The organism is Brevibacillus sp. NL20B1 (assembly GCF_018195675.1).
Lineage (GTDB): Bacteria > Bacillota > Bacilli > Brevibacillales > Brevibacillaceae > Brevibacillus > Brevibacillus aydinogluensis.
The window spans coordinates 36,312-61,962 of sequence record NZ_JAGTPT010000030.1; the positions used below are offsets into that span (position 1 = coordinate 36,312).

General features: G+C 58.5%; 22 protein-coding genes. 19 read left to right on the forward strand and 3 right to left on the reverse strand.

Annotated features, from left to right (window positions below; all coding sequences use genetic code 11):
- Positions 1-82 precede the first annotated feature (82 nt).
- Positions 83-1,015 carry a flagellar hook assembly protein FlgD gene (locus tag KDN35_RS17545; RefSeq protein WP_171567290.1) on the reverse strand — a complete coding sequence of 311 codons (933 nt, stop codon included), beginning with the start codon at positions 1,013-1,015 and terminating at the stop codon, positions 83-85.
- Positions 1,016-1,189: 174 nt separating this feature from the next.
- On the opposite strand from KDN35_RS17545, the gene uvrB reads away from it, so the two are divergent.
- From uvrB to KDN35_RS17560, 3 genes are read left to right on the forward strand one after another with little or no spacing between them, the layout of a single operon-like run.
- On the forward strand, positions 1,190-3,166 hold the full coding sequence (gene uvrB, locus KDN35_RS17550; RefSeq protein WP_212133406.1) for an excinuclease ABC subunit UvrB: 1,977 nt from the start codon (positions 1,190-1,192) through the stop codon (positions 3,164-3,166).
- Positions 3,167-3,182: 16 nt separating this feature from the next.
- Positions 3,183-6,050: an excinuclease ABC subunit UvrA gene (gene uvrA / locus KDN35_RS17555; protein WP_171567292.1), complete on the forward strand. Its 2,868-nt coding sequence runs from the start codon at positions 3,183-3,185 to the stop codon at positions 6,048-6,050.
- A gap of 31 nt (positions 6,051-6,081) precedes the next feature.
- Positions 6,082-6,735, forward strand: a complete 654-nt coding sequence (locus KDN35_RS17560) for an HD domain-containing protein (RefSeq protein WP_371808915.1) — start codon at positions 6,082-6,084, stop codon at positions 6,733-6,735.
- Between the two features lie 238 nt (positions 6,736-6,973).
- On the opposite strand, the gene KDN35_RS17565 is transcribed toward KDN35_RS17560, so the two are convergent.
- Together KDN35_RS17565 and KDN35_RS17570 are read right to left on the reverse strand one after the other, a co-directional pair.
- Positions 6,974-7,585: an accessory gene regulator ArgB-like protein gene (locus tag KDN35_RS17565; RefSeq protein ID WP_171567293.1), complete on the reverse strand. Its 612-nt coding sequence runs from the start codon at positions 7,583-7,585 to the stop codon at positions 6,974-6,976.
- Positions 7,586-7,602: 17 nt separating this feature from the next.
- Positions 7,603-8,946, reverse strand: coding sequence for a sensor histidine kinase (locus tag KDN35_RS17570; protein ID WP_171567294.1), 1,344 nt, complete (start codon positions 8,944-8,946; stop codon positions 7,603-7,605).
- A gap of 227 nt (positions 8,947-9,173) precedes the next feature.
- Here KDN35_RS17570 and hprK point away from each other — a divergent pair, with 227 nt between their 5' ends.
- From hprK to KDN35_RS17650, 16 genes are all read left to right on the forward strand, one after another.
- Entirely contained in the window at positions 9,174-10,109 is a 936-nt protein-coding gene (gene hprK, locus KDN35_RS17575) for an HPr(Ser) kinase/phosphatase (protein WP_171567295.1), read from the forward strand.
- Between the two features lie 24 nt (positions 10,110-10,133).
- Complete coding sequence (locus KDN35_RS17580; RefSeq protein WP_171567296.1) at positions 10,134-10,634, forward strand: acyltransferase; 501 nt, start codon at positions 10,134-10,136, stop codon at positions 10,632-10,634.
- Positions 10,635-10,869: 235 nt separating this feature from the next.
- Positions 10,870-12,045 carry an ATP phosphoribosyltransferase regulatory subunit gene (locus tag KDN35_RS17585; RefSeq protein WP_212133408.1) on the forward strand — a complete coding sequence of 392 codons (1,176 nt, stop codon included), beginning with the start codon at positions 10,870-10,872 and terminating at the stop codon, positions 12,043-12,045.
- 3 nt (positions 12,046-12,048) lie between these two features.
- Complete coding sequence (gene hisG / locus KDN35_RS17590) at positions 12,049-12,690, forward strand: ATP phosphoribosyltransferase (RefSeq protein WP_171567298.1); 642 nt, start codon at positions 12,049-12,051, stop codon at positions 12,688-12,690.
- A gap of 39 nt (positions 12,691-12,729) precedes the next feature.
- Complete coding sequence (hisD, locus tag KDN35_RS17595) at positions 12,730-14,028, forward strand: histidinol dehydrogenase (protein ID WP_212133417.1); 1,299 nt, start codon at positions 12,730-12,732, stop codon at positions 14,026-14,028.
- The gene (gene hisB, locus KDN35_RS17600; RefSeq protein ID WP_029100244.1) at positions 14,025-14,621 is read left to right on the forward strand and encodes an imidazoleglycerol-phosphate dehydratase HisB; all 597 of its coding nucleotides are present in this window, start codon (positions 14,025-14,027) and stop codon (positions 14,619-14,621) included. Before hisD ends, hisB begins: the two co-directional genes overlap by 4 nt.
- A gap of 2 nt (positions 14,622-14,623) precedes the next feature.
- Positions 14,624-15,241, forward strand: coding sequence for an imidazole glycerol phosphate synthase subunit HisH (gene hisH, locus KDN35_RS17605; protein WP_171567300.1), 618 nt, complete (start codon positions 14,624-14,626; stop codon positions 15,239-15,241).
- On the forward strand, positions 15,238-15,975 hold the full coding sequence (gene hisA / locus KDN35_RS17610; RefSeq protein ID WP_212133410.1) for a 1-(5-phosphoribosyl)-5-[(5-phosphoribosylamino)methylideneamino]imidazole-4-carboxamide isomerase: 738 nt from the start codon (positions 15,238-15,240) through the stop codon (positions 15,973-15,975). The genes hisH and hisA overlap by 4 nt, the downstream gene beginning before the upstream one ends.
- Position 15,976: 1 nt before the next feature.
- Positions 15,977-16,735 carry an imidazole glycerol phosphate synthase subunit HisF gene (gene hisF / locus KDN35_RS17615; RefSeq protein WP_171567302.1) on the forward strand — a complete coding sequence of 253 codons (759 nt, stop codon included), beginning with the start codon at positions 15,977-15,979 and terminating at the stop codon, positions 16,733-16,735.
- Complete coding sequence (hisIE, locus tag KDN35_RS17620) at positions 16,732-17,397, forward strand: bifunctional phosphoribosyl-AMP cyclohydrolase/phosphoribosyl-ATP diphosphatase HisIE (protein ID WP_212133412.1); 666 nt, start codon at positions 16,732-16,734, stop codon at positions 17,395-17,397. The genes hisF and hisIE overlap by 4 nt, the downstream gene beginning before the upstream one ends.
- A 511-nt stretch (positions 17,398-17,908) precedes the next feature.
- On the forward strand, positions 17,909-18,250 hold the full coding sequence (locus KDN35_RS17625) for a GNAT family N-acetyltransferase (RefSeq protein ID WP_212133413.1): 342 nt from the start codon (positions 17,909-17,911) through the stop codon (positions 18,248-18,250).
- A 140-nt stretch (positions 18,251-18,390) separates the two neighbouring features.
- On the forward strand, positions 18,391-20,331 hold the full coding sequence (locus KDN35_RS17630; protein WP_311838010.1) for a transporter substrate-binding domain-containing protein: 1,941 nt from the start codon (positions 18,391-18,393) through the stop codon (positions 20,329-20,331).
- Positions 20,306-21,682 carry a sigma-54-dependent transcriptional regulator gene (locus tag KDN35_RS17635; protein ID WP_171567306.1) on the forward strand — a complete coding sequence of 459 codons (1,377 nt, stop codon included), beginning with the start codon at positions 20,306-20,308 and terminating at the stop codon, positions 21,680-21,682. Before KDN35_RS17630 ends, KDN35_RS17635 begins: the two co-directional genes overlap by 26 nt.
- A gap of 195 nt (positions 21,683-21,877) precedes the next feature.
- Entirely contained in the window at positions 21,878-22,876 is a 999-nt protein-coding gene (locus KDN35_RS17640; RefSeq protein WP_376717863.1) for a TAXI family TRAP transporter solute-binding subunit, read from the forward strand.
- 51 nt (positions 22,877-22,927) lie between these two features.
- Positions 22,928-23,431: a DUF1850 domain-containing protein gene (locus KDN35_RS17645; RefSeq protein WP_171567307.1), complete on the forward strand. Its 504-nt coding sequence runs from the start codon at positions 22,928-22,930 to the stop codon at positions 23,429-23,431.
- Positions 23,432-25,399, forward strand: a complete 1,968-nt coding sequence (locus KDN35_RS17650) for a TRAP transporter permease (RefSeq protein WP_230077449.1) — start codon at positions 23,432-23,434, stop codon at positions 25,397-25,399.
- Positions 25,400-25,651 lie beyond the last annotated feature (252 nt).

A 25,651-nucleotide genomic window follows, 5' to 3' on the forward strand; every position in this document is an offset into this window, starting at 1 on the left:
GCCAGCGAAAGTCAAACAGCCGCACCAGCCTGTTCGGCCGGTACGGCTGTTTTTTTGTCTTGTGTGAGGGGAGGCACCCGGATTATGGCGCGGTGGCCTCGAACCCGACAATTTGACTCAGCTTCACTTTTTTGTCGCCTTCCAGGACGAACTCCACGACGCCGTTCTTCATGCTGACCGCTTTGATTACGCCGGTGTTCTCGGTGGTGGACGTGGTGCCGTCCGGGTTGGTGGACGTCTCGGTGTAGGTGATCGTGTAGCCGATCATCTGCGCGTACTGGAGCGTGTTGTTCATCGGCAGATTGTCCGGCTTCACCGACATGCCGACCACGTCTTCCAGCTTGATGGTCTTGCCGTTGTCCAACTGGAATTCCACTTTGCCGTTTTTCATCGCAAAGCCGACAATCACGCCGTCCTTGATCTCTTCAATGGTGGTGATGTCGTCTGTCGTATCCGGATTGCCGTCCCTGTCCACCTGCCGCGTCTCCTTGTAGGAGATCTGCTTGCCGATCATGTCCGCGTACTTCAGACTGTTGTCCAGTTCGGCTCCGGTCAAGCCTTTGGACTCCAGGCCCTTCACCCATTCGCGCGGGATTGGTGTCTGTTCGCCCGCGATCCGGAAGTAGATTTTGCCGTTATCCATGGAGACCGATTCGATGACGCCCGACTTTTTCTCGTGGATCACTTCGCCGGTCAGCTCGTCCACCAGCTGCAAATCGTAGGTGGCTGTCTTTCCGATCAGGCCCTCATACTCGCGCAGGGTGAGCATGCTGTTGTTGGACTGCTCCATCAGGTTGGCCATTTTCGTGATCTTTTCCACCATGGTCATCATGCTGGTCTGCTGGATAAATTGCGTGTTGTCCATCGGAGAGAGCGGGTCCTGGTTTTTCAACTGCTCCAGCAGCAGTTTCATAAAGGCGTTCTGGTCCATCTCGGTGGTAAACTCTTTTTTGCCTTTGTAGCTCCAACTGGGCTGTATGTATGGATTGTTGTTAACGCTTCCTGTACCTGCCATGACGATCCTCCCTGACATGTCGGGTGTGTCGCTTACACATACGTAGAGACTCATTATCAGTATCGGCAGAAGCTGACTGCGGGTGAAGACAAACATTTGTTCGAATTTCCGCTTATTTTTTGAACGATTGTGCTATAATGGGAAATGACATGTGACAAGGAGATGAACGAGGGAATGGACCGTTTTGAATTGGTATCGGAGTATCAGCCGTCCGGTGACCAGCCAACCGCCATTGCCCAACTGGTGGAGGGCGTAAAAGCGGGCAAGCGTCACCAGACGCTGCTGGGGGCGACCGGTACGGGAAAAACCTATACGGCGGCGCAGGTGATCGCCCAGGTGAACAAACCGACGCTGGTGATCGCCCACAATAAGACCTTGGCGGCACAGTTGTGCGCCGAGTTCAAGGAGTTTTTCCCCCATAACGCCGTCGAATACTTCGTCAGCTACTACGACTACTACCAACCGGAAGCGTACATTCCCCAAACAGATACCTATATTGAAAAAGACTCCAGCATCAACGACGAGATCGACAAGCTGCGCCACTCGGCCACCAGCGCCTTGTTCGAGCGGCGGGACGTGATCATCGTCGCGTCCGTCTCGTGCATTTACGGGTTGGGTTCTCCGGAAGAGTACCGGGAGCTTGTGCTGTCGCTGCGCGTCGGGATGGAGAAAAGCCGGGACGAGGTGCTGCACCGGCTGGTGGACATCCAGTACGACCGCAACGACATCAACTTCGTCCGCGGGACCTTCCGCGTCCGTGGCGACGTCGTGGAGATTTTCCCCGCGTCCCACGGCGAACATGCGATCCGCGTGGAGTTTTTCGGAGACGAAATCGAACGGATCACGGAGATTGACGTGGTGACCGGAGAGATTATCGGCCAGCGCGACCACGTCGCCATCTTTCCGGCATCCCACTACGTGACCCGCGACGAGAAAATGAAGCGGGCCATCCAGAGCATTGGAGCGGAGCTGGAAGAGCGGCTGGCCGAACTGCGCGCCGCAGGCAAGCTGCTGGAGGCGCAGCGCCTGGAGCAGCGCACCCGCTACGACATGGAAATGCTGGCGGAGATGGGCTTCTGCTCCGGCATCGAAAACTACTCCCGCCACCTGACGGGGCTGCCGCCGGGACATCCGCCATACACGCTGCTCGACTATTTCCCCAAGGACTTCCTCGTCATCATCGACGAGTCGCACATGACCCTGCCGCAGATTCGCGGGATGTACAACGGGGACCGGGCGCGCAAGGACGTCCTGGTCGAACACGGCTTCCGTCTGCCGTCGGCGCGGGACAACCGTCCGCTCACCTTCGAAGAGTTTGAGTCAAAGGTGAATCAGGCCATCTACATTTCTGCCACGCCTGGCCCGTATGAGCTGGAGCACTGCCCGGTCCTGGTGCAGCAGGTGATTCGTCCCACCGGCCTGGTTGACCCGACCATTTCCGTGCGGCCGATCAAGGGGCAGATCGACGACCTGATCGGCGAGATCCGGGCCACGATCGCCAAGGATGAGCGCGTGCTGGTCACGACGCTGACGAAAAAGATGGCCGAGGACTTAACCGACTATCTGAAGGAAATCGGGATCAAAGTACGCTACCTGCACTCCGACATCAAGACGATCGAGCGGATGCAGATATTGCGCTCCCTGCGACTTGGGGAATTTGACGTGCTGATCGGGATCAACCTCCTGCGGGAGGGGCTTGACCTTCCCGAAGTGTCGCTGGTGGCGATTCTCGAAGCGGACAAGGAAGGCTTCCTCCGCAACGAACGCTCGCTGATCCAGACGATCGGCCGGGCGGCCCGCAACGCCGAGGGACGCGTCATCATGTACGCCGACCGGATCACCGACTCCATGGCGGCAGCCATCCGGGAGACGGAGCGGCGCCGTTCCATCCAGATCGCGTACAATGAAAAGCACGGCATTACGCCGCAGACCGTGAAGAAAGCCATCCGCGAAGTGATCGAGGCGACGCGGGTGGCAGAAGAAAAAGCGGAATACCTGCCGCATGCAGACTTCAAGAAGATGCCGAAGAAAGACCGCCTGGCCGTGATTGAACGGATGGAAGAAGAAATGAAGGAAGCAGCACGAAATCTGATGTTTGAACGCGCGGCCGAACTGCGAGACTTGATACTGGAGCTGAAGGCAGAGCTCTAAGAAAAGAGGTATGTACATGCCATTGGAAAACATCGTAGTAAAAGGCGCTCGCGCCCACAACCTAAAAAATATCGACGTCGTCATCCCCCGGGACAAGTTCGTCGTACTGACGGGACTCTCCGGTTCCGGGAAGTCGTCGCTTGCGTTTGACACGATTTACGCCGAAGGTCAGCGGCGCTACGTGGAATCCCTCTCTGCGTACGCCCGCCAGTTCCTCGGACAGATGGACAAACCGGACGTGGACTCAATCGAAGGGCTGTCCCCGGCCATCTCCATCGACCAGAAGACGACCAGCCGCAACCCGCGCTCCACAGTGGGCACCGTGACGGAAATCTACGATTATCTGCGGCTGCTGTATGCCCGCGTGGGGCGGGCGATTTGTCCGGAACACGGAATTGAGATCAAGTCGCAGACGATCGAGCAGATGGTGGACCGGGTGATGGAGTATCCTGAACGCACCCGTCTGCAGATTCTCGCCCCGATGGTGCAGGGGCGGAAAGGAGAGCATGCCAAGCTCCTGGAGGACATCCGCAAGCAGGGATTTGTCCGTGTACGGGTGGACGGGGAGATTCGTGACCTGTCCGAAGAGATCAAGCTTGAGAAAAACAAAAAGCACAACATCGAGGTCGTTGTCGACCGGATCGTGGTCAAGCCCGACGTACAGGCCCGGCTGGCCGACTCGCTGGAGACAGCGCTGCGCCTGGCGGACGGCAAGGTAATCGTCGACGTGATCGAGCAGGAAGAGCTCCTGTTCAGCGAAAAGCATGCATGCCCCGTGTGCGGCTTTTCCATCGGAGAGCTTGAGCCGCGCATGTTTTCATTCAACAGCCCGTTTGGCGCATGCCCGGAGTGTGACGGGCTGGGCGTCAAGCTGGAAGTGGACCCGGACCTGGTCGTGCCGGACGTGACCAAGACGCTGGCCGAGGGCGCCATTGAAGCGTGGGAGCCGAAGTCGTCCACCTACTATCAGCAGCTGCTGGAATCCGCCTGCCGCCACTTTGGCATCAGCATGGACATTCCGTACGAGGAATTGCCCGACGAGCATCGGCAAATCCTGATGTACGGCAGCCAGGGGGAAAAAATCCAGTTCCGCTACGAAAACGAGTTTGGCCAGGTACGGGAAGCAACGATCGCCTTTGAAGGGGTCATCCCCAACCTGCAGCGGCGCCACCTGGAGACCAGCTCCGACCACATCCGCGAGCAGATTGAGGGCTATATGAGCCAGAAGTCCTGCCCTGTCTGCAAAGGGCATCGGCTGCGGCCGGAGAGCCTGGCGGTGCGCGTCGGCGGCAAAAGCATATCCGAGCTGACCGACCTGTCGATTACGGAGGCGTACCAGTACATCGAAAACCTGGAGCTGAGTGAAAAAGAGGCCAAGATCGCCAACCTGATTATCAAGGAGATCAAGTCCCGGCTGAGCTTTTTGATCGACGTGGGACTGGATTACCTGACGCTCAGCCGGGCGGCGGGGTCGCTTTCCGGCGGAGAGGCGCAGCGCATTCGCCTGGCGACCCAGATCGGCTCCAGCCTGATGGGTGTGCTCTACATCCTGGACGAGCCGAGCATCGGTCTGCATCAGCGGGACAACGCCCGCTTGATCCGGACGCTGGAGCACATGACCAAGCTGGGCAACACGCTGATTGTGGTGGAGCACGACGAAGACACGATGCTCGCCTGCGATTACATTATCGACATCGGCCCTGGGGCGGGGATTCACGGCGGCCAAGTGGTCGCTGCCGGCACGCCGGAAGAAGTGATGAATGACCCCAACTCGCTGACAGGCGCCTACCTGAGCGGGCGCAAGTTCATCGCGGTGCCGCTGGAGCGACGCAAGCCCAACGGCAAGTGGCTGACGGTGGAAGGAGCCAAGGAAAACAACCTGAAAAATATCTCCGTGAAAATTCCGCTGGGAATGTTTGTCGCGGTGACAGGCGTCTCCGGCTCGGGAAAAAGCACGCTGGTCAACGAGATCCTGCACAAGGCGCTGGCACGCGAGCTCAACGGGGCCAAGGCGAAGCCGGGCGAACATCGACGCATCACCGGTCTGGAACACCTGGACAAGGTAATTGACATCGACCAGTCGCCGATCGGCCGCACGCCGCGCTCCAACCCGGCCACCTACACCGGGGTGTTTGACGACATCCGCGACTTGTTCGCCTCCACCAACGAGGCAAAGGTGCGCGGCTACAAAAAGGGACGGTTCAGCTTTAACGTCAAGGGCGGCCGCTGTGAAGCGTGCAGCGGCGACGGGATCATCAAGATTGAGATGCACTTTCTGCCTGATGTGTACGTGCCGTGCGAGGTGTGCCACGGCAAGCGGTACAACCGCGAGACGCTGGAAGTGAAGTACAAGGGCAAGAGCATCGCTGACGTGTTGGAGATGACGATCGAGGACGCGTTGGAGTTTTTCCGCAACCAGCCGCGGATTGAGCGCAAGCTGCAAACGCTGGTGGACGTGGGGCTTGGCTACATGAAGCTGGGACAGCCGGCCACGACCCTCTCCGGCGGGGAAGCGCAGCGCGTCAAACTGGCGTCGGAACTCTATCGCCGCAGTTCCGGACGGACGCTGTACATTCTCGACGAACCGACGACCGGGCTGCATACGGACGACATCGACCGGCTGCTGAAAGTGCTGCAGCGGCTGGTGGAGAATGGCGATACCGTGCTTGTGATCGAACACAACCTGGACGTGATCAAGACGGTGGATTACATTATCGACCTGGGGCCGGAGGGCGGCACGCGCGGCGGTCAGATCGTCGCCACGGGGACGCCGGAGGAAGTGGCGGAAGTGCCGGAATCGTACACGGGTCAGTTCCTCAAGCCGATCCTGGAGCGGGACCGCGCCCGGACGCTGGCCAAGCTGGAGCAGTTGGTTACCAAATAAGAGCGGTGCAGTCCGGGCGGAACCGGATCGCATGAACCAAAGGGGCGAGGAGAGCATGGGGTACGCGGCAGAGGCGTTGGCTTCGCTGCCGCCGCGGCTGGTGGAAACGGCGCGGCGCTATTTTGACGGACAGGACCCGGCCCACGACTGGCAGCACAATCTGCGGGTGATCGCCCTGTGCGAGCGAATCGGACGGGAGGAAGGAGCGGACATGACCGTCCTTCGTCTCTCCGCGCTCCTGCACGACATTGGCCGTGCCGAGGAGAAGCGGACCGGAGAGTGCCACGCGGAAATCAGCGCGCGTGAAGCAGCTGTGCTGTTGCGCGACGAAGGGATGGACGAGGGTGTGATTGCCCGCATCCAGAGCGCGATTCTCGCTCACCGCTATCGCAAGGACAGACTGCCAGTGACGAGGGAAGAGCAGATTTTGTTTGATGCCGACAAACTGGATTCCATCGGTGCGATCGGCGTGGCTCGAGCATTTGCTTATTCCGGGGTAATCGGTCAGCCGATCCATTCCGACGACCCTGACCAGCACACACCGGCAAAGGAATTCGAGTGGAAGTTGAGCCGCTTGAAGGACAAGCTGATGACACCGGCTGCCCGGCGGATTGCCGAAGAGCGGCACCGCTTCATGGTGCAATTTTTTGAGCGATGGGAGCAGGAATTGCGCGGGAAGCGGTGAACAACGGACAGCCGGTCCGTAGATGCTTTCTCAACCTGCGAACAAGATAACGCGAATGAAAAAACAGGTCCACTCGTGCAGCGAGTGGACCTGCTTCTGTATATGAACTATACCAGTTTTTCTCGTTGTTCCGGGGGAAGCGGTTCATAAAAGACGCCAACTTTCAGAATGCCAGCAAGATTCAGTGCTGACAGGGAAGCAAAAAAACCACACGTCAGCTTTACGAGTTTCTTCATCACTACCACCCTTTCAAAATGGTTGTTTCCAGGCGGGCTACCAACCGGAATGCTACCGGATGGAGCAACAAGGACTGAAGAAATACAGCCAGTGTGTAGGTCATTGCTAGTCTATAGGATAATTCTACCAGTACAAACGATATAATGCAAGCGCATCCCAGCAGACTGAATGCAACTTTTCTGCTTGTTTGCTTAACGCTTGGCTGATAGTTGACGTAGCTGTGCGCAGCGGGTGCGTGTCGATAGTAGATGACAAACGCCGTGCCAAACCCGAGCAGGATCAGCGCATAGGCCGCTGGTAGGGGGAGCAGCGGGAAGTGTTTGACCAGATAGCCGCCCCCCAGCATTATCAGCAGGCCGACGATCAGGCATGTCCACGGATTTTTCAAGTGGACGCCCCCGGTAATCACGCGATGCAGGAAAAGAACTAGGGAAAAACACAGGGTTTCCAGGAAGATTCCCAACAGCCAGGCTGCGAGCAGCAGCACGGCGGCATTGATCAGATTGAGCAGAAAAATCTCGATGCCGTGGGAAATTTGGCCCGCCGTATAAGGCGAACCTTCCATGGTCAGGCGTTTGGCGATGCGATTGGATACGTTTCGGGTCCAACCCATCAGCACCCCTCCTTGATTTATCTGGAGAGAAAGGAAATGCGGAAACTGGTCACGCCATTCTCAGACTTCACTGCAATCTTGCCGCCGTAGCGTTCGGTCACTGATTTGACCACCGCCAGACCGACTCCGCCCTCACCGTCCTTTTTCGTGGTATAGCCCAGTTGAAAGATTTCCTGCAGTTTTTCTTTTGGGATTGTCGGACCGCTGTTTTCGATGTACAGGTATTGTTCCCGTTTGGTCTGCCCCCACTCGAAATGTATGTAACGATCCTCCTCCAACTCGTGGGAGGTGGCCCGAATGGCATTGTCAAACAGATTGCCCAGGATCTTGATCAAGTCGTAGGTCTTGATAAACGAAAACTGACCGGAGCCGGAGATGGTAATGGTACACGAGATCCGTTCGGCCAGACAGACTGCCATTTTGGACTGAAGCAGGGAACAGACTGCGGGATTTTTGATGCCTTTCAGCACCTGAACGCTCGCCTCCGCCGCCTGTTCGATGGAGACGGTCTCCTTCAGGATGTGCTGTACATATTCGCGAGCGTGATCGAACAATCCTTCTTTGATAAAACCGTTGATCGCCGTGTAATGGTTGAGTGAATCGTGTTTGAGCGAACGGATGGCCGTCAGCAGGTCGTTTATGTTTTGCAAATAGGGCGTTTCCGTCTCTTCTTCCACACGGTTGATCGTCAAATTGATATAAATTCGGAACAAAATCACGATGACGATAAAAAAGGCCAAAATAAAAAGCTGAAAGACCAATTGAAATTGGGGCGTGTAAAATTGGAAGAGCGGCGAGTTGTTGTCCCGGATGAAAAAGGACGTATTCATAAACAGGATCAGCAAAAACTCGACGCTGCCCATCAGAATCAGCATGAACAGGTAGCGGTTGTGCCGATGTCGGGGGATGAGCCGTCCCAGGTCTACTTTTAGCACGCGCATGATACTGCAAAACAGGAACAGGACGAGCAAATAGAGTAAACTGCCGACGTACTGCAACCACTTTCCTTCCAGGATGTCGATCCAGTAGATTTGTTGACTGTTAAAGATCAAGATGAGAACAAATTCCGCCACGATCGTGCTGCCCAAGGCGATCGTCGCCATCGCTACGGACGGCAGCAGCTTCGTGTGGTAAACAACACGCAGCAAGAGAATGAAAAAAAGAAACATCAACAAGATTTTCGGTTGATACGCGACCTGCAACAAGCCCAGCATTTCGCCGAGAGCGGAAAACGGCATGCTGAATAACAAGGCTTTTTTCCAATCTTCGAAGACAGAGCGATTGAAGATGGCAAAACCTATGGCCAGCAATAGGAAGGCTTCGGGTACGTCAATAAGTACGAATCGCAAGAGGAACTCCAAGGTCTTGCCTCCTTTCAATCTTGACCAGGGTATGTAACTGAATGTATTGCTTCTATAATAATATATATAACACGCCAGAGCGGCATCATTTCTATCTTATGAAAGAAGTCGAAAAATGTAAATGATCGGACAATTCCGTCTTTGGTCAAGAGTTGTCGTGTCGGCGGCGGTTTCGCTACAATGAACTTACAAGAACAGGACGAGGATTTGCCCAAGGGGGATCAAACGTGCGCAAGACTAAAGTGAGTCATCTCGCAGAGCATTTCCAAATGAAAGTATTAAGCGGTGAGGAAGGGCTGGGCCGGGAGATTACCGTGACGGATTTAAGCCGGCCGGGACTGCAACTCGCCGGCTACTATTCCTATTACGCGGACGAGCGGATCCAACTCCTCGGCTTGACGGAAATCAATTTTTTTCAGACGTTGAGCCGGGAAGAACGGCTGGAACGGATGCGCTTTTTGATGCAGGAGCGGACACCCTGTTTTTGTGTGACGCGCAACCAGCCGGTCCCGGAAGAAGTGCTGATGGTCTCCAACGAACGCGGCGTTCCCGTGCTGCAATCCCCGCTGGCGACGACCACTCTGGTCGGAAAAGTGACCAATTACCTGGAAAACCGGCTGGCGCCGACGACGACAATCCATGGCGTGCTCACCGATATTTACGGGGTGGGCGTGCTGATTATCGGTTCCAGCGGGATTGGCAAAAGCGAGGCGGCGCTGGAGCTGGTGAAGCGGGGGCACCGCTTGGTGGCGGATGACGCCGTGGAGATTCGCCAGACCCAGGGCGGCCAACTGGTCGGCAGTGCCCCCGAGCTGATTCAGCATCTGCTGGAGATCCGCGGGGTCGGGATCATCAACGTGATGACGATGTTTGGTGCCGGGGCTGTGCGCAATGTCAAGAACATTGCCATGGTGGTCCAGCTGGAACTGTGGGAACCGCACAAGCAGTACGAGCGGTTGGGACTGGATGAGGAAAAGATCAAGATCATGGACACGGAAATCCCGATCATCACCGTGCCTGTCCGCCCTGGACGCAATCTGGCCGTCATCATCGAGGTGGCGGCGATGAATTTCCGTTTGAAGCGGATGGGCTACAATGCTGCCGTCCACTTTTCCAAGAAGCAGTCTGACATGATCCTGGAAGACAGCGATTCCGACTTGTAGAAGGCGAGGCAAAAGGACAAGCAGATGAGACAGACCAGGCGTTTTCCCGTCCACGGGGCCAACTCGTTGTGGCAGTTGTATCGGACTGTGAGTTTTTGGAAAGTGGTCAAAAACTTTCTCGTGATTCAGATTGCCCGCTATACGCCGTTTCTCTCCTGGAAAAACTGGCTCTATCGGACCTTTTTGCGCATGGAGGTGGGGGAGCAAACAGCTGTGGCCCTGATGGTGATGATGGACATCATGTTTCCTGAGCTGATCAAAATCGGCCGCAACTGTGTCATCGGCTACAACACCACGATCCTTGCCCACGAATACCTGGTGGATGAATACCGGCTGGGCGAAGTGCGCATCGGTGACCGCGTGCTGGTGGGAGCCAACTCCACCATTCTGCCGGGCGTGACGATCGGCGATGGAGCAATTGTCGCCGCAGGTACCGTCGTGCACAAGGACGTTCCCCCCGGTGCGTTTGTCGGCGGCAATCCGATGCAGATCATTCGGGAAGCAAGTACCGATCGGCCGGAGTAGTCGCGGAATAATTGTTTCGTCTGAAGCCCCGAACGCTGTGTCGTGAACAGAGCGTCCGGGGCTTTTTGTGCTGTTTTTTCGGAAGATGCGCTCGTTGCGGGGCAAGATGACTGAATTGCTTGATAATTCCTGTTGCGGTTGACGGTCAGGGGGTTCCGTGATAATCTTCTACATAACACTTTAGTTTGCTACCATATTAGCAGAGTAAAGCAAAATCGGTGTGGAGGGAAGAGCGATGACAAAGCCGTTGGGATTTGAAAAACCGCTGGGGATGCGGGACATACTGCCGGAATCACTGGCGAGACAACGGCATTTGGAGCGGGCGCTGCGGCAGTGCATTGAACGGTGGGGATACCGGGAGATCGTCACCCCGTCGCTGGAATATTTCGACACAGTGGGGATGGCGAGCGCGACGCTGACCGATCGGATGTTTCGGCTGCTGGACAAACAGGGCCACACGGTCGTGCTGCGGCCGGACATGACGACGCCGATTGCCCGCGTCGTGTCTTCCTTGTACAAGGACGTGCCGCTGCCGATTCGCCTGTACTACCAGACGAACGTATTTCGCGCCCAGGAAAAGGAAGCGGGCCGCAACGCGGAGTTTTTCCAGACGGGCATCGAACTGGTCGGAGACGGGAGCGTGGACGCTGACGCGGAGGCGATTGCCCTCGCCGTGTTCTGTATGCGTGCGGCCGGGGTGGAGACGTTCCGGATCGCAATCGGCCATGTTGATTTTGTCGAGGGACTGCTGGAGGAGACGGTGCCGGACGAGACGGTGCGCGACCAGTTCCGCCGGTTCCTGTACGAACGGGATTTTGTCGGATTCCGGCAGTTGGCCGACGAATTGGACATCGCGGCGGAAGACCGTCGCCGCCTGCATGCGCTGCTGCGGCTGCGCGGGGGCAAAGGCAAGATTGACGAAGCCCGCGAGCTGACGACAAACGGCAAAGCGCGCCGGGCGGTCGAGAATATCTCGGCACTGTGGGAGGCGTTGGAGGCGTACGGCGTGACCGATGCGCTGCTGCTTGATTTCAACCTGATCAGCAATCTGGACTACTACACGGGTGTCGTGTTTGAGGGATATGCTGCCGATCTGGGCTCGCCGCTGGTGGGAGGCGGACGCTATGACCGCCTGCTGGCCCAGTTTGGACGACCTGCGCCGGCGACCGGGTTTGCCATTAAAATGGACCGGCTGATGCAGGTGACGTCGCTGGCCCCGTCGCCGGAACAGCCGCCCGTGCTGCTCTGCTACACGGAAGGACAGCGCAAGGACGGGCTTGCCGAGGCGCAGCGGCTGCGTCAGGAGGGGCGGGTCGTCGTGACGCGGTTGGTGCGCGACCAGGCGGAGGCGGCGTTGTGCCGGGAGCAGGCCGACGGCGAGTTTATCTGCCTTACGGAACAGGGGGAGTAGGAGATGAGTTTTTCCGACAATGCGCAAAAATTGACGATTGCCATGCCGAAAGGGCGGATCTTTGAGGAAGCGGTTCACTTTTTGCAGCAGGCCGGCTTGCAGGTGACGGGGGAACTGCAGGATTCCCGCAAACTGATCATCCCGGTCGAAAACACCAGTCTGGAGTTTATCCTGGCCAAGCCGACAGATGTGCCCACCTACGTGGAATACGGCGTGGCCGATGTCGGGGTGGTGGGCAAAGACGTGCTGCTGGAAGAGGAGCGGGACGTGTACGAACTGCTTAATTTGCGCATTGGCCGCTGCCGCATGGTGGTGGCCGGCCTGCCCGGCTGGAGACAGACGGAGGCGCCCCGCGTTGCCACCAAGTACCCGCGCATCGCCTCCCGCTATTTTCGCGAGCAGGGGCAGCAGGTCGAGGTGATCAAGCTGAACGGTTCCGTCGAACTGGCCCCGCTGATCGGGTTGGCGGACAGGATCGTGGACATCGTCTCCACCGGCCGGACGCTAAAAGAAAACGGGCTGGTGGAACTGGAACACATCTGCGACATCACCACTCGTCTGATCGCCAACCGGGCCAGCTACCGGATGAAGAGCGAGGCCGTGGACGACATCGCGCAAAAATTCTGGGAGGCGATCCCCCGCTAAAGCCCCCCAACGACAGGAAAGGAGAGGTAACCGGCAATGATGCGAATTGTGCAAGCCAATCAGTTCGACGCGAAACGATCGGTGGAAGCGGGAACACGCGAACAGCAGGAAGCGGTGCGGACCATTTTGGCCGATGTACGGGAGCGGGGAGACGAGGCTGTCCGGGCGTATACGGAGCAGTTTGATAAGGTCCGGCTGGAGAACTTTCGGGTAAGCGAGGCGGAATTCGCCGAGGCGGAGGCGTTGGTGGCCCCTGCGGTGAAAGCTGCGCTGACGGAAGCGGCGGCCAACATCCGCGATTTTCACCAGCGGCAGGTGCGCCAGTCGTGGTTTACCGCCAAGGAAAGCGGCACCGTGCTGGGGCAGATTGTCCGGCCGCTGAAGCGCGTCGGTCTGTACGTACCCGGCGGAACAGCCGCCTATCCGTCCAGCGTGCTGATGAACGCCATTCCCGCCAAGATCGCCGGCGTCCCGGAAGTGGTCATCGTCACTCCGCCGGGAGCGGATGGCCGGATCAATCCGGCGATTCTGGTCGCTGCCAGTATCGCCGGCGTACACGAAATCTACAAGGTGGGCGGCGCGCAGGCGATCGCTGCGCTTACCTACGGCACCGCGCAAATCAAGCCGGTGGACAAAATCGTCGGGCCGGGAAACATTTTTGTGGCGCTGGCGAAACGGGAGGTGTTTGGCCTGGTCAGCATCGACATGGTGGCCGGCCCGAGCGAGATCGTCGTATTGGCTGACGAGACGGCCAACCCGCGTTACGTGGCTGCTGACCTGCTGTCCCAGGCAGAGCACGATCCAATGGCGGCCGCCGTGCTGGTGACGCCGTCCCGCACGCTGGCAGAAGCAGTGGCGCAGGAAGTGGAGCGGCAGCTGGCCGAGCTGCCCCGCCGTCACATCGCCGAAGCGGCGCTGCGCGATTATGGCGCCATTTTGCTGGTGAACGATCTGGACGAGGGCTTTGCGGTGGTGAACCGGCTCGCCCCCGAGCACCTGGAGATGTTGATCGACAACCCGTTTGACCAGTTGGGCAAGGTGGAAAACGCCGGGGCTATTTTCCTCGGACCGTACAGCTCGGAGCCGGTCGGGGACTATTTTGCCGGCACCAACCACGTCATCCCCACCAACGGCACGGCCCGTTTCTCTTCACCGCTGTCGGTGGACGACTTTGTGAAAAAATCGAGCGTGGTGTCCTACAGCAAACGGGACCTGCGCGAGCACGGCCATAAAATCGTCACCCTCGCGGAACAGGAAGGGCTGGCCGCTCACGCACGGGCCATTCTGGAGCGGCTCAACGACTTTGCCAAAGAAGAGCAGGAGCGTGACCAATCATGAGTGACAACAGACGGGCGGCGCAGATCGCGCGCACGACCAACGAAACGGACATCGCCCTTTCCTTTGCCGTTGACGGCACGGGAGAAAGCAGACAGGATTCCGGCGTGCCGTTTCTCGACCACATGCTGGACCTGTTTACCCGCCACGGTCACTTTGATCTGACCGTGAAGGCAAAAGGGGACATCGAGATCGACTACCACCACACCGTCGAAGACATCGGCATCTGCCTCGGCCAGGCGCTGCGCGAAGCGTTGGGCGACAAAAAGGGCATCAAGCGCTACGGCAACGCCTTCGTGCCGATGGATGACGCGCTGGCGCAGGTGGTCATCGACATCAGCAACCGGCCGCACCTGGAGTACCGGGCGGCGTACCCGTCGCCTGTGGTCGGGCAGTTTCCCACCGAGCTGGTGCACGAGTTTCTCTGGAAGTTCGCCCTGGAGGCGCGCATCAACCTGCACGTCATTTTGCACTACGGCCACAATACGCACCACATGATTGAAGCCATTTTCAAAGCGCTCGGCCGCGCCCTGGACGAAGCGACGACGATCGATCCGCGCGTCAAAGGCGTACCGTCCACCAAAGGGGTTTTGTGACGATGATCGGCATTATCGACTACGGCATGGGCAATTTGTACAGCTTGAGCAAAGCGCTGGAACGGCTTGGGTACGCCTATGAGTTTGTCTCCCGCCCGGAGCGGCTGAACGACTTTGCCGGCGTAATCCTGCCGGGGGTGGGAGCGTTTGGCGACGCGATGACCAACATCCGCCGGCTTGGACTGGAGGAGGGTATTCGCACGTACGCGGCGTCCGGTCGGCCGGTTCTCGGCATCTGCCTTGGCATGCAGCTGTTGTTTGAAAAAAGCGAAGAGCACGGCACGCACGCCGGTCTCTCTCTGTTGGGCGGGGAGGCCGTCCGTTTTCGCGGCGACTACAAGGTGCCGCACATGGGCTGGAACCAGCTGCAGGTAAAGCAGGAGCATCCCCTCCTGGAAGGCGTGAACAGCGGGGATTACGTCTACTTCGTGCACTCCTACCACGTGCGGGTGAGCGATCCGGCTGTGCTGTTGGCGACCAGCGACTACCATCAGGACGTCACCGCCATTGTCGGGCGGGACAACGTGTTCGGCATGCAGTTTCATCCGGAAAAGAGCGGCGACACCGGCATGCGGCTGCTGCGCAACTTTGCCGGACAGTGCGAGGGGGGAAAAGCATGACATTTACAATCTACCCGGCGATTGATATTCGCGGCGGCAAATGCGTACGGCTGTTCCAGGGCGATTACGCGCAGGAGACGGTATACGCTGATTCGCCGCTGGAGATGGCCCGCCAGTGGGTGTCTCAGGGAGCGTCCTGGCTGCACCTGGTCGACCTGGACGGGGCCAAGGCGGGGCAGCCGGTCAACGGCGAACTGATCAAGGAGATCGCACGCGCCGTGCCGGTACCGGTGCAGGTGGGCGGCGGCATCCGCACGGAAGAGCAGATTGCCGACTATCTTGAGGCGGGGGTCGCACGCGTGATTCTCGGCACGGCGGCCATTGAGGACGAGCCGTTTACACAGCGGATTTTGAGTCGGTACCAAAACAGCGTGGCGATCGGACTGGACTGCCGCAACAGCATGGTAGCCACCCGCGGCTGGCTGACCACGACGGACGTGTCTGCGGTGGAACTGGCAAAGCGGCTCGTCTCGTACGGAGCGGAGACGTTCATCTACACGGACATCGCCCGGGACGGCACGCTGACTGGACCCAACGTGGAGGAGATCGCCGGGCTGGCGAAAGCCACCGGCAAATCGGTCATCGCTTCGGGCGGCGTAAGCGCGCTCGACGATCTGCTGACGCTCGCAGCCTGCGCGGCGGACGGCGTCTCTGGGGCGATCGTCGGCAAAGCCCTCTACACGGGCGCGTTCACCTTGGCGGAAGCGGTATCCCGGATGGAGGAGCGTGAGTAGCATGCTGGCCAAACGCATCATTCCCTGCCTGGACGTAAAAGACGGCCGCGTCGTCAAAGGCGTGCAGTTCGTCGGTCTGCGGGACGCCGGGGACCCGGTGGAGCTGGCGAAAAAGTACAGCGAAGAAGGGGCGGACGAGCTGGTTTTTCTCGACATCTCCGCTTCTCATGAAGGGCGCAAGACGATGGTGGACGTGATCGAACGGACGGCTGCCAACATCACGATTCCCTTTACCGTCGGCGGCGGGATCAACAGCGTGGAGGACATGAAGCGCATCCTGCGCGCCGGAGCCGACAAAATCTCGCTCAACACAGCAGCCGTGCTGCGGCCGGAGCTGATCCGCGAAGGGGCGACCGTGTTCGGCTCGCAGTGCATCGTGGTCGCCATCGACGCCCGGCGTGTCGGCCCTGATCGCTGGGAAGTGTACACCCACGGCGGACGCAACGCTGCGGGCCGGGACGTGATCGAATGGGCGCGGGAGGCTGAAGCGCTCGGTGCCGGCGAGATCCTGCTCACCAGCATGGACGACGACGGTGAAAAGAAAGGCTTTGGCGTGCAGCTGACACGGCTGGTCTCGGAGGCGGTCGGCATTCCGGTGATCGCGTCCGGCGGCGCGGGCGCGCGGGAGCATTTCTACGATGTGCTGACGGAGGGCAAGGCAGACGCCGCCCTGGCCGCGTCCATCTTCCACTACGAAGAGACATCGATTCAGGCGGTCAAAGAGTACCTGCTTGCGAAAGGAGTTGTCGTGCGGCCATGACCCAAACCGTTTCCTTTGAGCAACTGCTTGGGCAGCTGCGCTTTGATGAAAACGGGCTGATTCCCGCCATCGTGCAGGACGCCGTGAGCAAAGAGGTGCTGACGCTCGCCTACATGAACAAAGAGTCGCTGGCAAAGTCGCTTCAGACAGGAGAGACGTGGTTCTGGAGCCGTTCGCGGCAAGAGCTGTGGCACAAAGGAGCTACGTCCGGCCACACCCAGCGGATTGTGTCCATGCGGTACGACTGTGACGGAGACGCCCTGGTCGTGCAGGTCATACCCAACGGCCCCGCCTGCCACACCGGTTCGTACACCTGCTTTGGCCAAACGATTGCGTCCGGAGGGGAAGCGGCGGAGGGGGCAGATCAGACGACTGTCCCTGACCGGTTTGCCATCCTGAACGAACTGGAGCAGCTGATTGCCTCCCGCGAGGCGGAACGGCCGGAAGGGGCGTACACCACCTATCTGTTTGAAAAGGGCGTCGACAAGATTTTGAAAAAAGTGGGCGAGGAAGCGGCGGAAGTGATCATCGCCGCCAAGAACCACAGCCACGACGAACTGCGCTACGAGGCGGCCGACCTGATCTACCATCTGCTGGTTCTCTTGCGGGAGCAAAAGCTGCCGCTGGACGACGTGCTGGCCGAACTGCGAAGAAGACGTTGACGCCACATCACCACTCCCTTTGCCGGGGAGTGGTCAGACTGAAGACAAACGGTTCATTGAGTAAGCGTCCACAAAAAATGATTCCCAGGCCGAAAGGCCTGCCCATTCATCAACCGAAGCGAAAAGACAATCTGCATCGCATGGCGGGATGGGCCAAGCGAGCTCCTTTGACGACCTGCTCAGCGGAAAAACGAAGACGCGGGACTCAACAGGGGACACAAGTCTCACTTCCTTGAAATACCCAGATGTTTGTCCCCTGCCCGCGTCTCGTTTTGGAGCGGACTTCATCCGCTTCTGTGCTGGGCGTCAAGCGAGCGAGCGGGCCCGATCTCCCATGCGCCGCGGACTTTGTCTACACGCCGACCACTCCCTTTGCCGGGGAGTGGTTTTTTGCTAGAATGAAAACATCCTCCGAATGGAAAGGTGTGGTGATCATGCAGCATATCGGAAATATCGCAAATGGATTTGCAAACGCTTTCGCAAAACATCTTTTCAAAAGGCGGGGGGCCAATTGATCAAAGGAGAGCGAGTGGAACTGCGGCCGGTCACGGAAGCGGACCTGGTGCGGCAGTTTGAATGGCGATACGACGAGGAAGTGGCCAAGTGGGCGGTCGGATCGGAGGCGGTCGAGTACAGCAACCTGCTGCTGGAATCGCTGCGGGCGATGTACGCAGAGGCCGTGCGCAGCACACTTCCGTCTGATAATTTGCGCGGGTGCGTATTTTCTGTCTACACCCTGGACGGCGTGCATATCGGCATTTTTTTCGGCAAACGCAAACGGCCGGACAGATCCACGGAAACGAACGACAGGATCGATAGATCGGACAGGCGTCGGACTTGGTGGATGAGATGACAAACAACGGACCGATCAAGCACCAGCACGAAGGACACCTACAGGAGAACACGCCGCTGCGATGGGGGCTTCTGCCAGGCAGGGGCCTTTTTCGATTGGCGGCCGTGGAAACGACGACGCGACGGAAGGAGGACAGCACTGTGAACCGACGATGGTGGGCCATCGCCCTGCTGGCTGTGCTCTGGCTGTACCCCGCGAATGCGTCAGCCGGAGACGTGCTGAGGGTCGTCTTTGACAAGGAGCTGCCTCCGTTTTCCTACACGGACGAACACGGCGACGTCTCCGGATTTAACATCGAGTTGATCCAGGCCATCGCCGAGCAAAACGGCTTTGAGCTGGAGTTCGTGCCGCTGGAGTGGGAGGATGCTGTCTCCTACCTGCTGCACGGCAAAGCGGATGTCCTGCTGGGGATGAAATACACCAGCCGGTACGATCAGGTCGTCGACTTCAGCGAATCGTTTTTCACCATGTCGGAGGTGCTGCTGGTTCCAAAGGACGACAACGAGATCTACACCCTGAACCACTTGAAGGACAAGGTGGTGGCGGTGCAGCGGGGGAATACCGGCATGGATCTGGTGCAGGACATCCGCAGAGTGAAGCTGCTCGTCTCCTTCAACCAGCGGGACGCCCTGGACAATCTGATGCGGGGGAGAGCCGACGCGTTTATCGGAAACCGCTGGACCGCCGCCTACTTTCTCGACAAGGCGGGCAGAAGCGACGACTTTGAGATGCGTTCCGGCCTGATCAACCCGACCGACTACGCCTTCGCCGTGCGGGAGGGCAACTACGCGCTGCTGGACAAGCTGAACAAAGGACTGAACCATCTGTATCGGGACGGCACCTATACGCGGTTGTACAGCCAGTACTTCGAACCGTATTCGTTGCATGTCACCGACTGGTGGCGAAAACTGGTCATCGCCCTGGTGATCGCGATGGCGATCGTGGTTGTGACGCTGGTGACCATTTTTACCTGGAACAAACGGCTGCAGCAGGAAGTGCGGCGGCAGACGGCTGCACTGGCCGACTTGCTGGCGTTTCAACGCAAGGTGCTGGACAACACGGAGAGCGCCATCCTCTCGCTGGACGTGAGCGGCCACGTGACGCTGGTCAATCAGGTGGCCCGCGGGATGCTGTCCCTGTCCGACAGCGTGTTGGGCCGCCACATCTCCTCCCTCTTACCGCAATTGCCGTTGGAGGCGCCGCTGGAGCAGTTACCCCCTCGTCAGTACGAAGGGGAGTTTCAGTGGGAGCCCGGCTCCATCCGCGTCTTTCACTACTACATGGCGCCGTTTGTCAACGCCTCCCATGAGCACGTGGGCTGGATCGTCAGCTTGCAGGACCGAACGGAGCAGAAGCGGCTGCAGGCCCAACTGGTCGCGCAGGAAAAGATGCGGGCGCTCGGCCAGTTGGTGGCAGGCATCGCCCACGAACTGCGCAATCCGCTGACCGCGATCAAGACATTTGTCGAGCTGCTTCCCAAAAAGCTGGACGACGAGCGCTTCCGGGCGGAACTGCTGCGGTACGTGCCGGAAGAAATGGAGCGGATGAACCGCATTTTGGAGGACCTGCTGGACTACTCCCGTGCCAAACCGCTGCAAATGCAGAACGTCGATCTGCGGGAGTTGGTCGGCTCCGTACTGGGCCTGTTTGCCAGACGGTTGGAGCGCGAGCAGGTGGAGGTGGTCGTGGACGTGCCTGGCGAACTGGTGATCCGGGCCGACCGGGCTCGCGTGAAGCAGGTGCTGATCAACCTGGTGATGAATGCGCTGGAAGCGATGGCATCCAGTCCCCGCAAGCACTTGACCATCCGCGCTGACAGCAGGGCGGGCGGCGTGGAACTGGCAGTGGGCGACACCGGGGAAGGAATGGACACGGAGGAGCTGTCCCGCCTGTTCCAGCCGTTTTATACGACCAAAGCCCAGGGAATCGGCCTGGGGCTCTACCTGAGCGACAGGCTTATGCAGGAGCACGGCGGCCGGATCGAGGCAAGCAGTGCGAAGGGAAAGGGAACCACGTTTACGCTGTGGTTTGAACGACAGGAAAAGGAGGAGAGCCATGCCCAACTTGCTCATCGTGGATGATGAACCGGCCATCTGCGCCTCGCTGTCGTTTGCGCTGGAAGACGACTACACGGTCTGGACAGCCGGAGACGAGCCGAGCGCGCTGGCCGTCGTCCGGCAGGAAGCGATCGACTGCGTCCTGCTGGATTTGAACCTGGGGCACACGTCCGGTTTGGATTTGCTCGCCAAGCTGAAAAGCGTCAAACCGGATGTAACCGTGATCATAATGACGGCGTACGGCACGATCGAATCTTCCGTCGCCGCCATGAAGGCTGGTGCCTACCACTACCTGACCAAGCCGCTGCACCTGGACGAGGTCAGGCTGCTGTTGAACAAGGCGCTGGAATATCAACATCTGCACCGACAGGTAAAGGTGCTGAGCGAAGCGGTCAAACAGCAGCAGTCGTATGCCGGGATCATCGGCAAAAGCCAGCCGATGCTGAAGCTCTACCAGTTGATCGAAAAAGTGAAGGATATCACCTCCAGCATCCTGATCACCGGTGAAAGCGGAACGGGCAAGGAACTGGTGGCCCGGGCCATCCACTTCCAGGGCATACGCAGCCACGCGCCGTTTTCGGTGGTCAACTGCGCCGCCATTCCGGAGCAGCTCCTGGAAAGCGAGCTGTTCGGCTACGAGAAGGGAGCCTTTACCGGAGCGTTTCAGCGCAAAGCCGGATTGTTTGAGCGCTCACACGGCGGCACGGTGTTTCTCGACGAGATCGGGGAAATGCCGCTTGCCCTGCAGGCCAAGCTGCTGCGCGTCATTCAGGAGCGAACGGTGACGCCGCTCGGCGGTTTCGAGGCAAAAGAGGTGGACATTCGCATTATCGCCGCCACCAACCGCAATCTGGAGGAGGAAGTGGCCCGGGGAGCGTTTCGCGAAGACCTGTTTTACCGTCTCAACGTCATTCCCATCCGCACTCCGGCGCTGCGGGAGCGGCGCGAGGACATCCCGCTTTTGATCGAGCACTTTCTCGACCTGTACGCCGTCCATTTGGGCAAGGGGAAAAAAGTGTGCAGCCCGGAGGCGCTCAAACGGTTGTACGCCTATTCCTATCCGGGCAATGTGCGGGAACTGGCCAACATCGTCGAGTACGCGGTCGCCCTTTCGCAGGGGGAGATCATCACGACAGAAGACCTGCCGTTTTCCGTCAGTGAGCGGCCATCAGGCAGCCGGACGGTCCCTGCCGGACAAGAGGGCGTCCTGATCCCGGCCGGCATGTCTCTGGAGGAGGCGGAGCGGCGGATCATTTTATACACCCTGGAGCAAAACGGCGGCCACCGGAAAAAGACGGCGGATCAGTTGGGCATCAGCGAGCGGGGGCTGCGGCAAAAACTGAAACAGTACCTGGAATCGGAGGCAACCTCGTAATTTATCAGAAACCCGGAAAAATTGGCGAACCGGCAAAAAATTCCGCATGGACGGGATTTTTTTGCCGGTTTTTTATAGGCGGCGGCAGGAAAACGGCAAAATTTCGCCGTGTTTCGGCGTGAGTGTCGGTTGGCACGCCATTTGCTTTTTAAAAGAAATTGTAAACGGTTGCAAAATGCGTAAGGGGGAATATTCGTGTTGAAAAAAATGCTGACCATTTTGTCTTCCACGCTGCTGGTGCTCTCCGTGGCGGCCTGCAGCAGCCCATCTTCGCCTGCGCCGGGAGGAGACAATGCATCCGGCGGCGGTTCCGAGCAGAAGTTTTTGACCATCGCCACCGGCGGAAGCTCCGGTCCGTACTATACGCTCGGCGGTGCGATGGCCAAGATTTACAAGGACAAGCTGGGCTACAACGCCTCTGTCCAATCCACCGGCGCATCCGTGGAAAACATCAACCTGTTGAAGACCAAAAAAGCGGACATGGCGTTTGTCATGTCAGACGTAGCATCGTTTGCCTACAATGGCCAGGAAAACTTCAAGGATGCCGGCGCCATCAAGGACCTGAAGGCCATGGCCGGCCTGTATCTCAACTACGTGCAGATCGTCACGCTGAAAGACCGCAACATCAAATCCGTGGCTGACCTGAAAGGCAAGCGCGTCGGCGTGGGTGCTCCCAACTCCGGGGTGGAGGTAAACGCGCGGATGGTGCTGGCCGGGCACGGCCTCACTTACAACGACATCAAGGCGGACTACCTCTCGTACGCCGAGGCGGTCGAGCAGTTGAAGAACAACACGATTGATGCCGCCTTCGTTACATCCGGGCTGCCGAACTCCACGGTGATCGACCTGATGACCACCAAGGACGTGGAGATCGTGCCGATCAACAAGGAAGACGTGGAGAAAATGGCGCAGCAGTTCCCGTTCTTCGTGTCGGCGGAAATTCCGGCGGGCCTGTACAAGAACGACCAGCCGGTGCCGACCGCTGCAATTCGCAACCTGATGCTGGTGCGCAGCGACTTGTCTGACGATCAGGTGTACAAGCTGACCAAGACGTTCTTTGAAAACCTCGACACGCTGAAGGGCGCCCACAGTGCGGCCAAGGAGATCGAACCGAAGGAAGCGGGCAGCAATCTGGTGGTGCCGCTCCATCCGGGGGCCGAAAAATACTTCAAGGAGATTGGCGCACTCAACTAATCCCGATAATGTTGTGAACCGATTCGCCAGGGAGCAGGGAGGGATGACGGCATGAAGAGATGGGCGATGCGCGTGTTCCTCCTCGTTGTGGGGCTCGTCCTGACAGGGCCCCACCCCTTTTTGCTGCTGAAGGACTTTCATCGGCAGGACATCATCGGAGCGGTACCGCTCGGGATGGACGACCGCTTTGAAATCGAATGGGTTCATTCGGTGGAGCTGACCCCGTGGCGGGAAACGTACCGTGTCCATGGTCTGCGCGGCATGGAGCTGGCCGAAACCTCGTTTCAATCGTTTGGAGCGGGCGTTCCGGCCGCGTTTGCCGACGCGGTTGTCGCAGTCCGCGACGGATGGATCACGGTATCCGGTTTGCACGAACAGCGGGATCGTGTCCTGTATGTCATCTCACGGAAAGATTACAAGCTGACTGCAGGAGGCCAACAGTGGAACTTGGCGGACGTATTGCCGCTGGGTACGTCGTTGGAACTGTCCGTCAGGTGGTTTCCGTGGTGGTACCGGTATTTATACAGCTTGAAGCAGAAAGGAAGTGACGTGTAGGTGAGCACGCAGGCAAACATGCCCAGCCAGGAGGAAATCCGCTTGAACGAGAGCAAGGCCCAGGCTGTCCTGGAGGAGTACGACATGGAAGCACGCTACCGCGTGTTTGAGAAAAAGTGGCTGCGTCTCCTGGTCTCCGGCGTGGCGATCGCTTTTGCCCTGTATCACTTGTACGCCGCGTACGCGATTCCGTTTGTGACCTTGAAGCATCGGTCGCTGCATGTGGCCATTGTGTTATGCCTTATTTTTTTGTTGTATCCAGGCCGAAAAAAGGCGTCCCGCAAACATCTGTCGCTGCTGGATGCGGTGTTTGCCGTAGTGTCGCTGGGCACGGCCGGCTATATTTTTATCTATTACCTGGACATCGTCAACCGCGGAGGGATTCCATCTGCGCTTGACGTGACCTTTGCCACGATCACTTGTCTGTTGGTGCTGGAAGCGTCCCGCCGCGTGGCCGGTTGGGAGCTGACGGCGATGGCCGCCATTTTTGTCGCGTACGCCTATCTTGGTCCGTACCTGCCGGGCGAATTTGGTCACCGGGGGTATACGCTGAGCGATATTTTCAACTACATGTACGTGACGACGGAAGGGATTTTTGGCGACGCCATCTCGGTATCCGCGTCGTTTATCATTTTGTTCATCATCTTTGGTGCGTTTCTCTCCAAATCCGGCATGGGCACGCTGTTTAACGATCTGTCGCTGGCTCTGGCCGGCAGCAGCAAGGGCGGTCCGGCAAAAGTAGGGGTGATTGCCAGCGCGGTTCACGGATCGATCAACGGCTCGGCTGTAGCCAGTGTGGTGACGACCGGTTCGTTTACCATTCCGATGATGAAACGCGTCGGCTACAAGCCGGAGTTTGCTGCGGCAGTGGAAGCAACAGCTGCCGTGGGCGGGCAAATCCTCCCGCCGGTCATGGGAGCTGCTGCTTTTATCATGGCCGAGACGCTGGGAGTGCCGTACGTCTCGATTGCCATCGCGGCGCTAATTCCGGCGATCATGTATTACTTTGGCCTGCTCGTCCAGGTGCACCTGCGCGCGGACCGCGACAACCTGCAAGGACTGAGCAAGGACGAACTGCCAAAGGTAAAGGACGTCCTGCGCGAGCGCGGACATCTGCTGCTGCCCCTGATCCTGCTGGTGGTGCTGCTGATGATGGGCTACACGCCCACGCTCGTAGCGGTAGTGACGATCGTGGCTACCGTGATCATCGCTGCGTTGCGTCCGTCCAGCCGGATGGGGTTCCGCGACATTCTGGCAGCGCTGGAAACCGGTGTGCGCGATACGCTGGGCGTGGCCGCTGCCTGCGCGGCCGTCGGGATTACCGTAGGCGTGTTCAGCCTCACCGGACTGGGCCTGAAACTGGCCAACATCATCCTGATGATGGGCTCGGGCAGCCTGTTCATGACGCTGTTTTTCACGATGATTGCCTCGATCATCCTGGGGCTTGGCCTGCCGTCCATCCCCTGCTACATCATCACCGCGACGATGGCCGCACCGGCACTGTCCACGTTTGGCGTCGATCCGCTGGCGTCCCATCTGTTTGTTTTCTACTTTGGGGCGATTGCCAATCTGACGCCGCCCATTGCGCTGGCCGCTTTTGCCGGAGCGGGTATTGCCGGTTCCGATCCGCAGCGGACTGGCTGGATTTCCTGCAAGCTGGCCCTGGCCGGGTTTATCGTTCCGTTTATTTTCATCTACAAACCGGGCCTGATGATTCTCAACTCCAGCGTGTTGGACATCACCGTTGCTGCCGTCACCACCATTCTGGCCGTTCTGGCGCTGGCTGCTGCCACCGAAGGGTATCTCTTCACCAGAATGAACTGGGCGATACGCTTCGTCTTGATCGGTGCCGGCGTTCTGCTGATCTTCCCGGAAGCGGTCTACATGGTCGCTGGACTGGTTGCGCTGGCCGCCGTATTGATGTATCAATTTTTCAAAATGCGCGGCGCCGTTTCCATACAGGCTTGAGAATTTTCGCATGCAAACCTAAACAGGCGCGTCCTCTCCTATTGAATCAGGAGGGGACGCGCCTTTTGTCCCAATCTGTAAGGGACAAAAAAACTTTTAAAATTACCCTTGATTTTGTATTTGCAATGTGATAGATTAATCCATGTCGCCGATGAGCGGTGACGAAATGAGAGAAAAGATCTCGAAGATTGATAGAAAAAAGGTCTTGACTCTCAAAAGTCGAATGTGATATAGTAGAAAATGTTCGACACG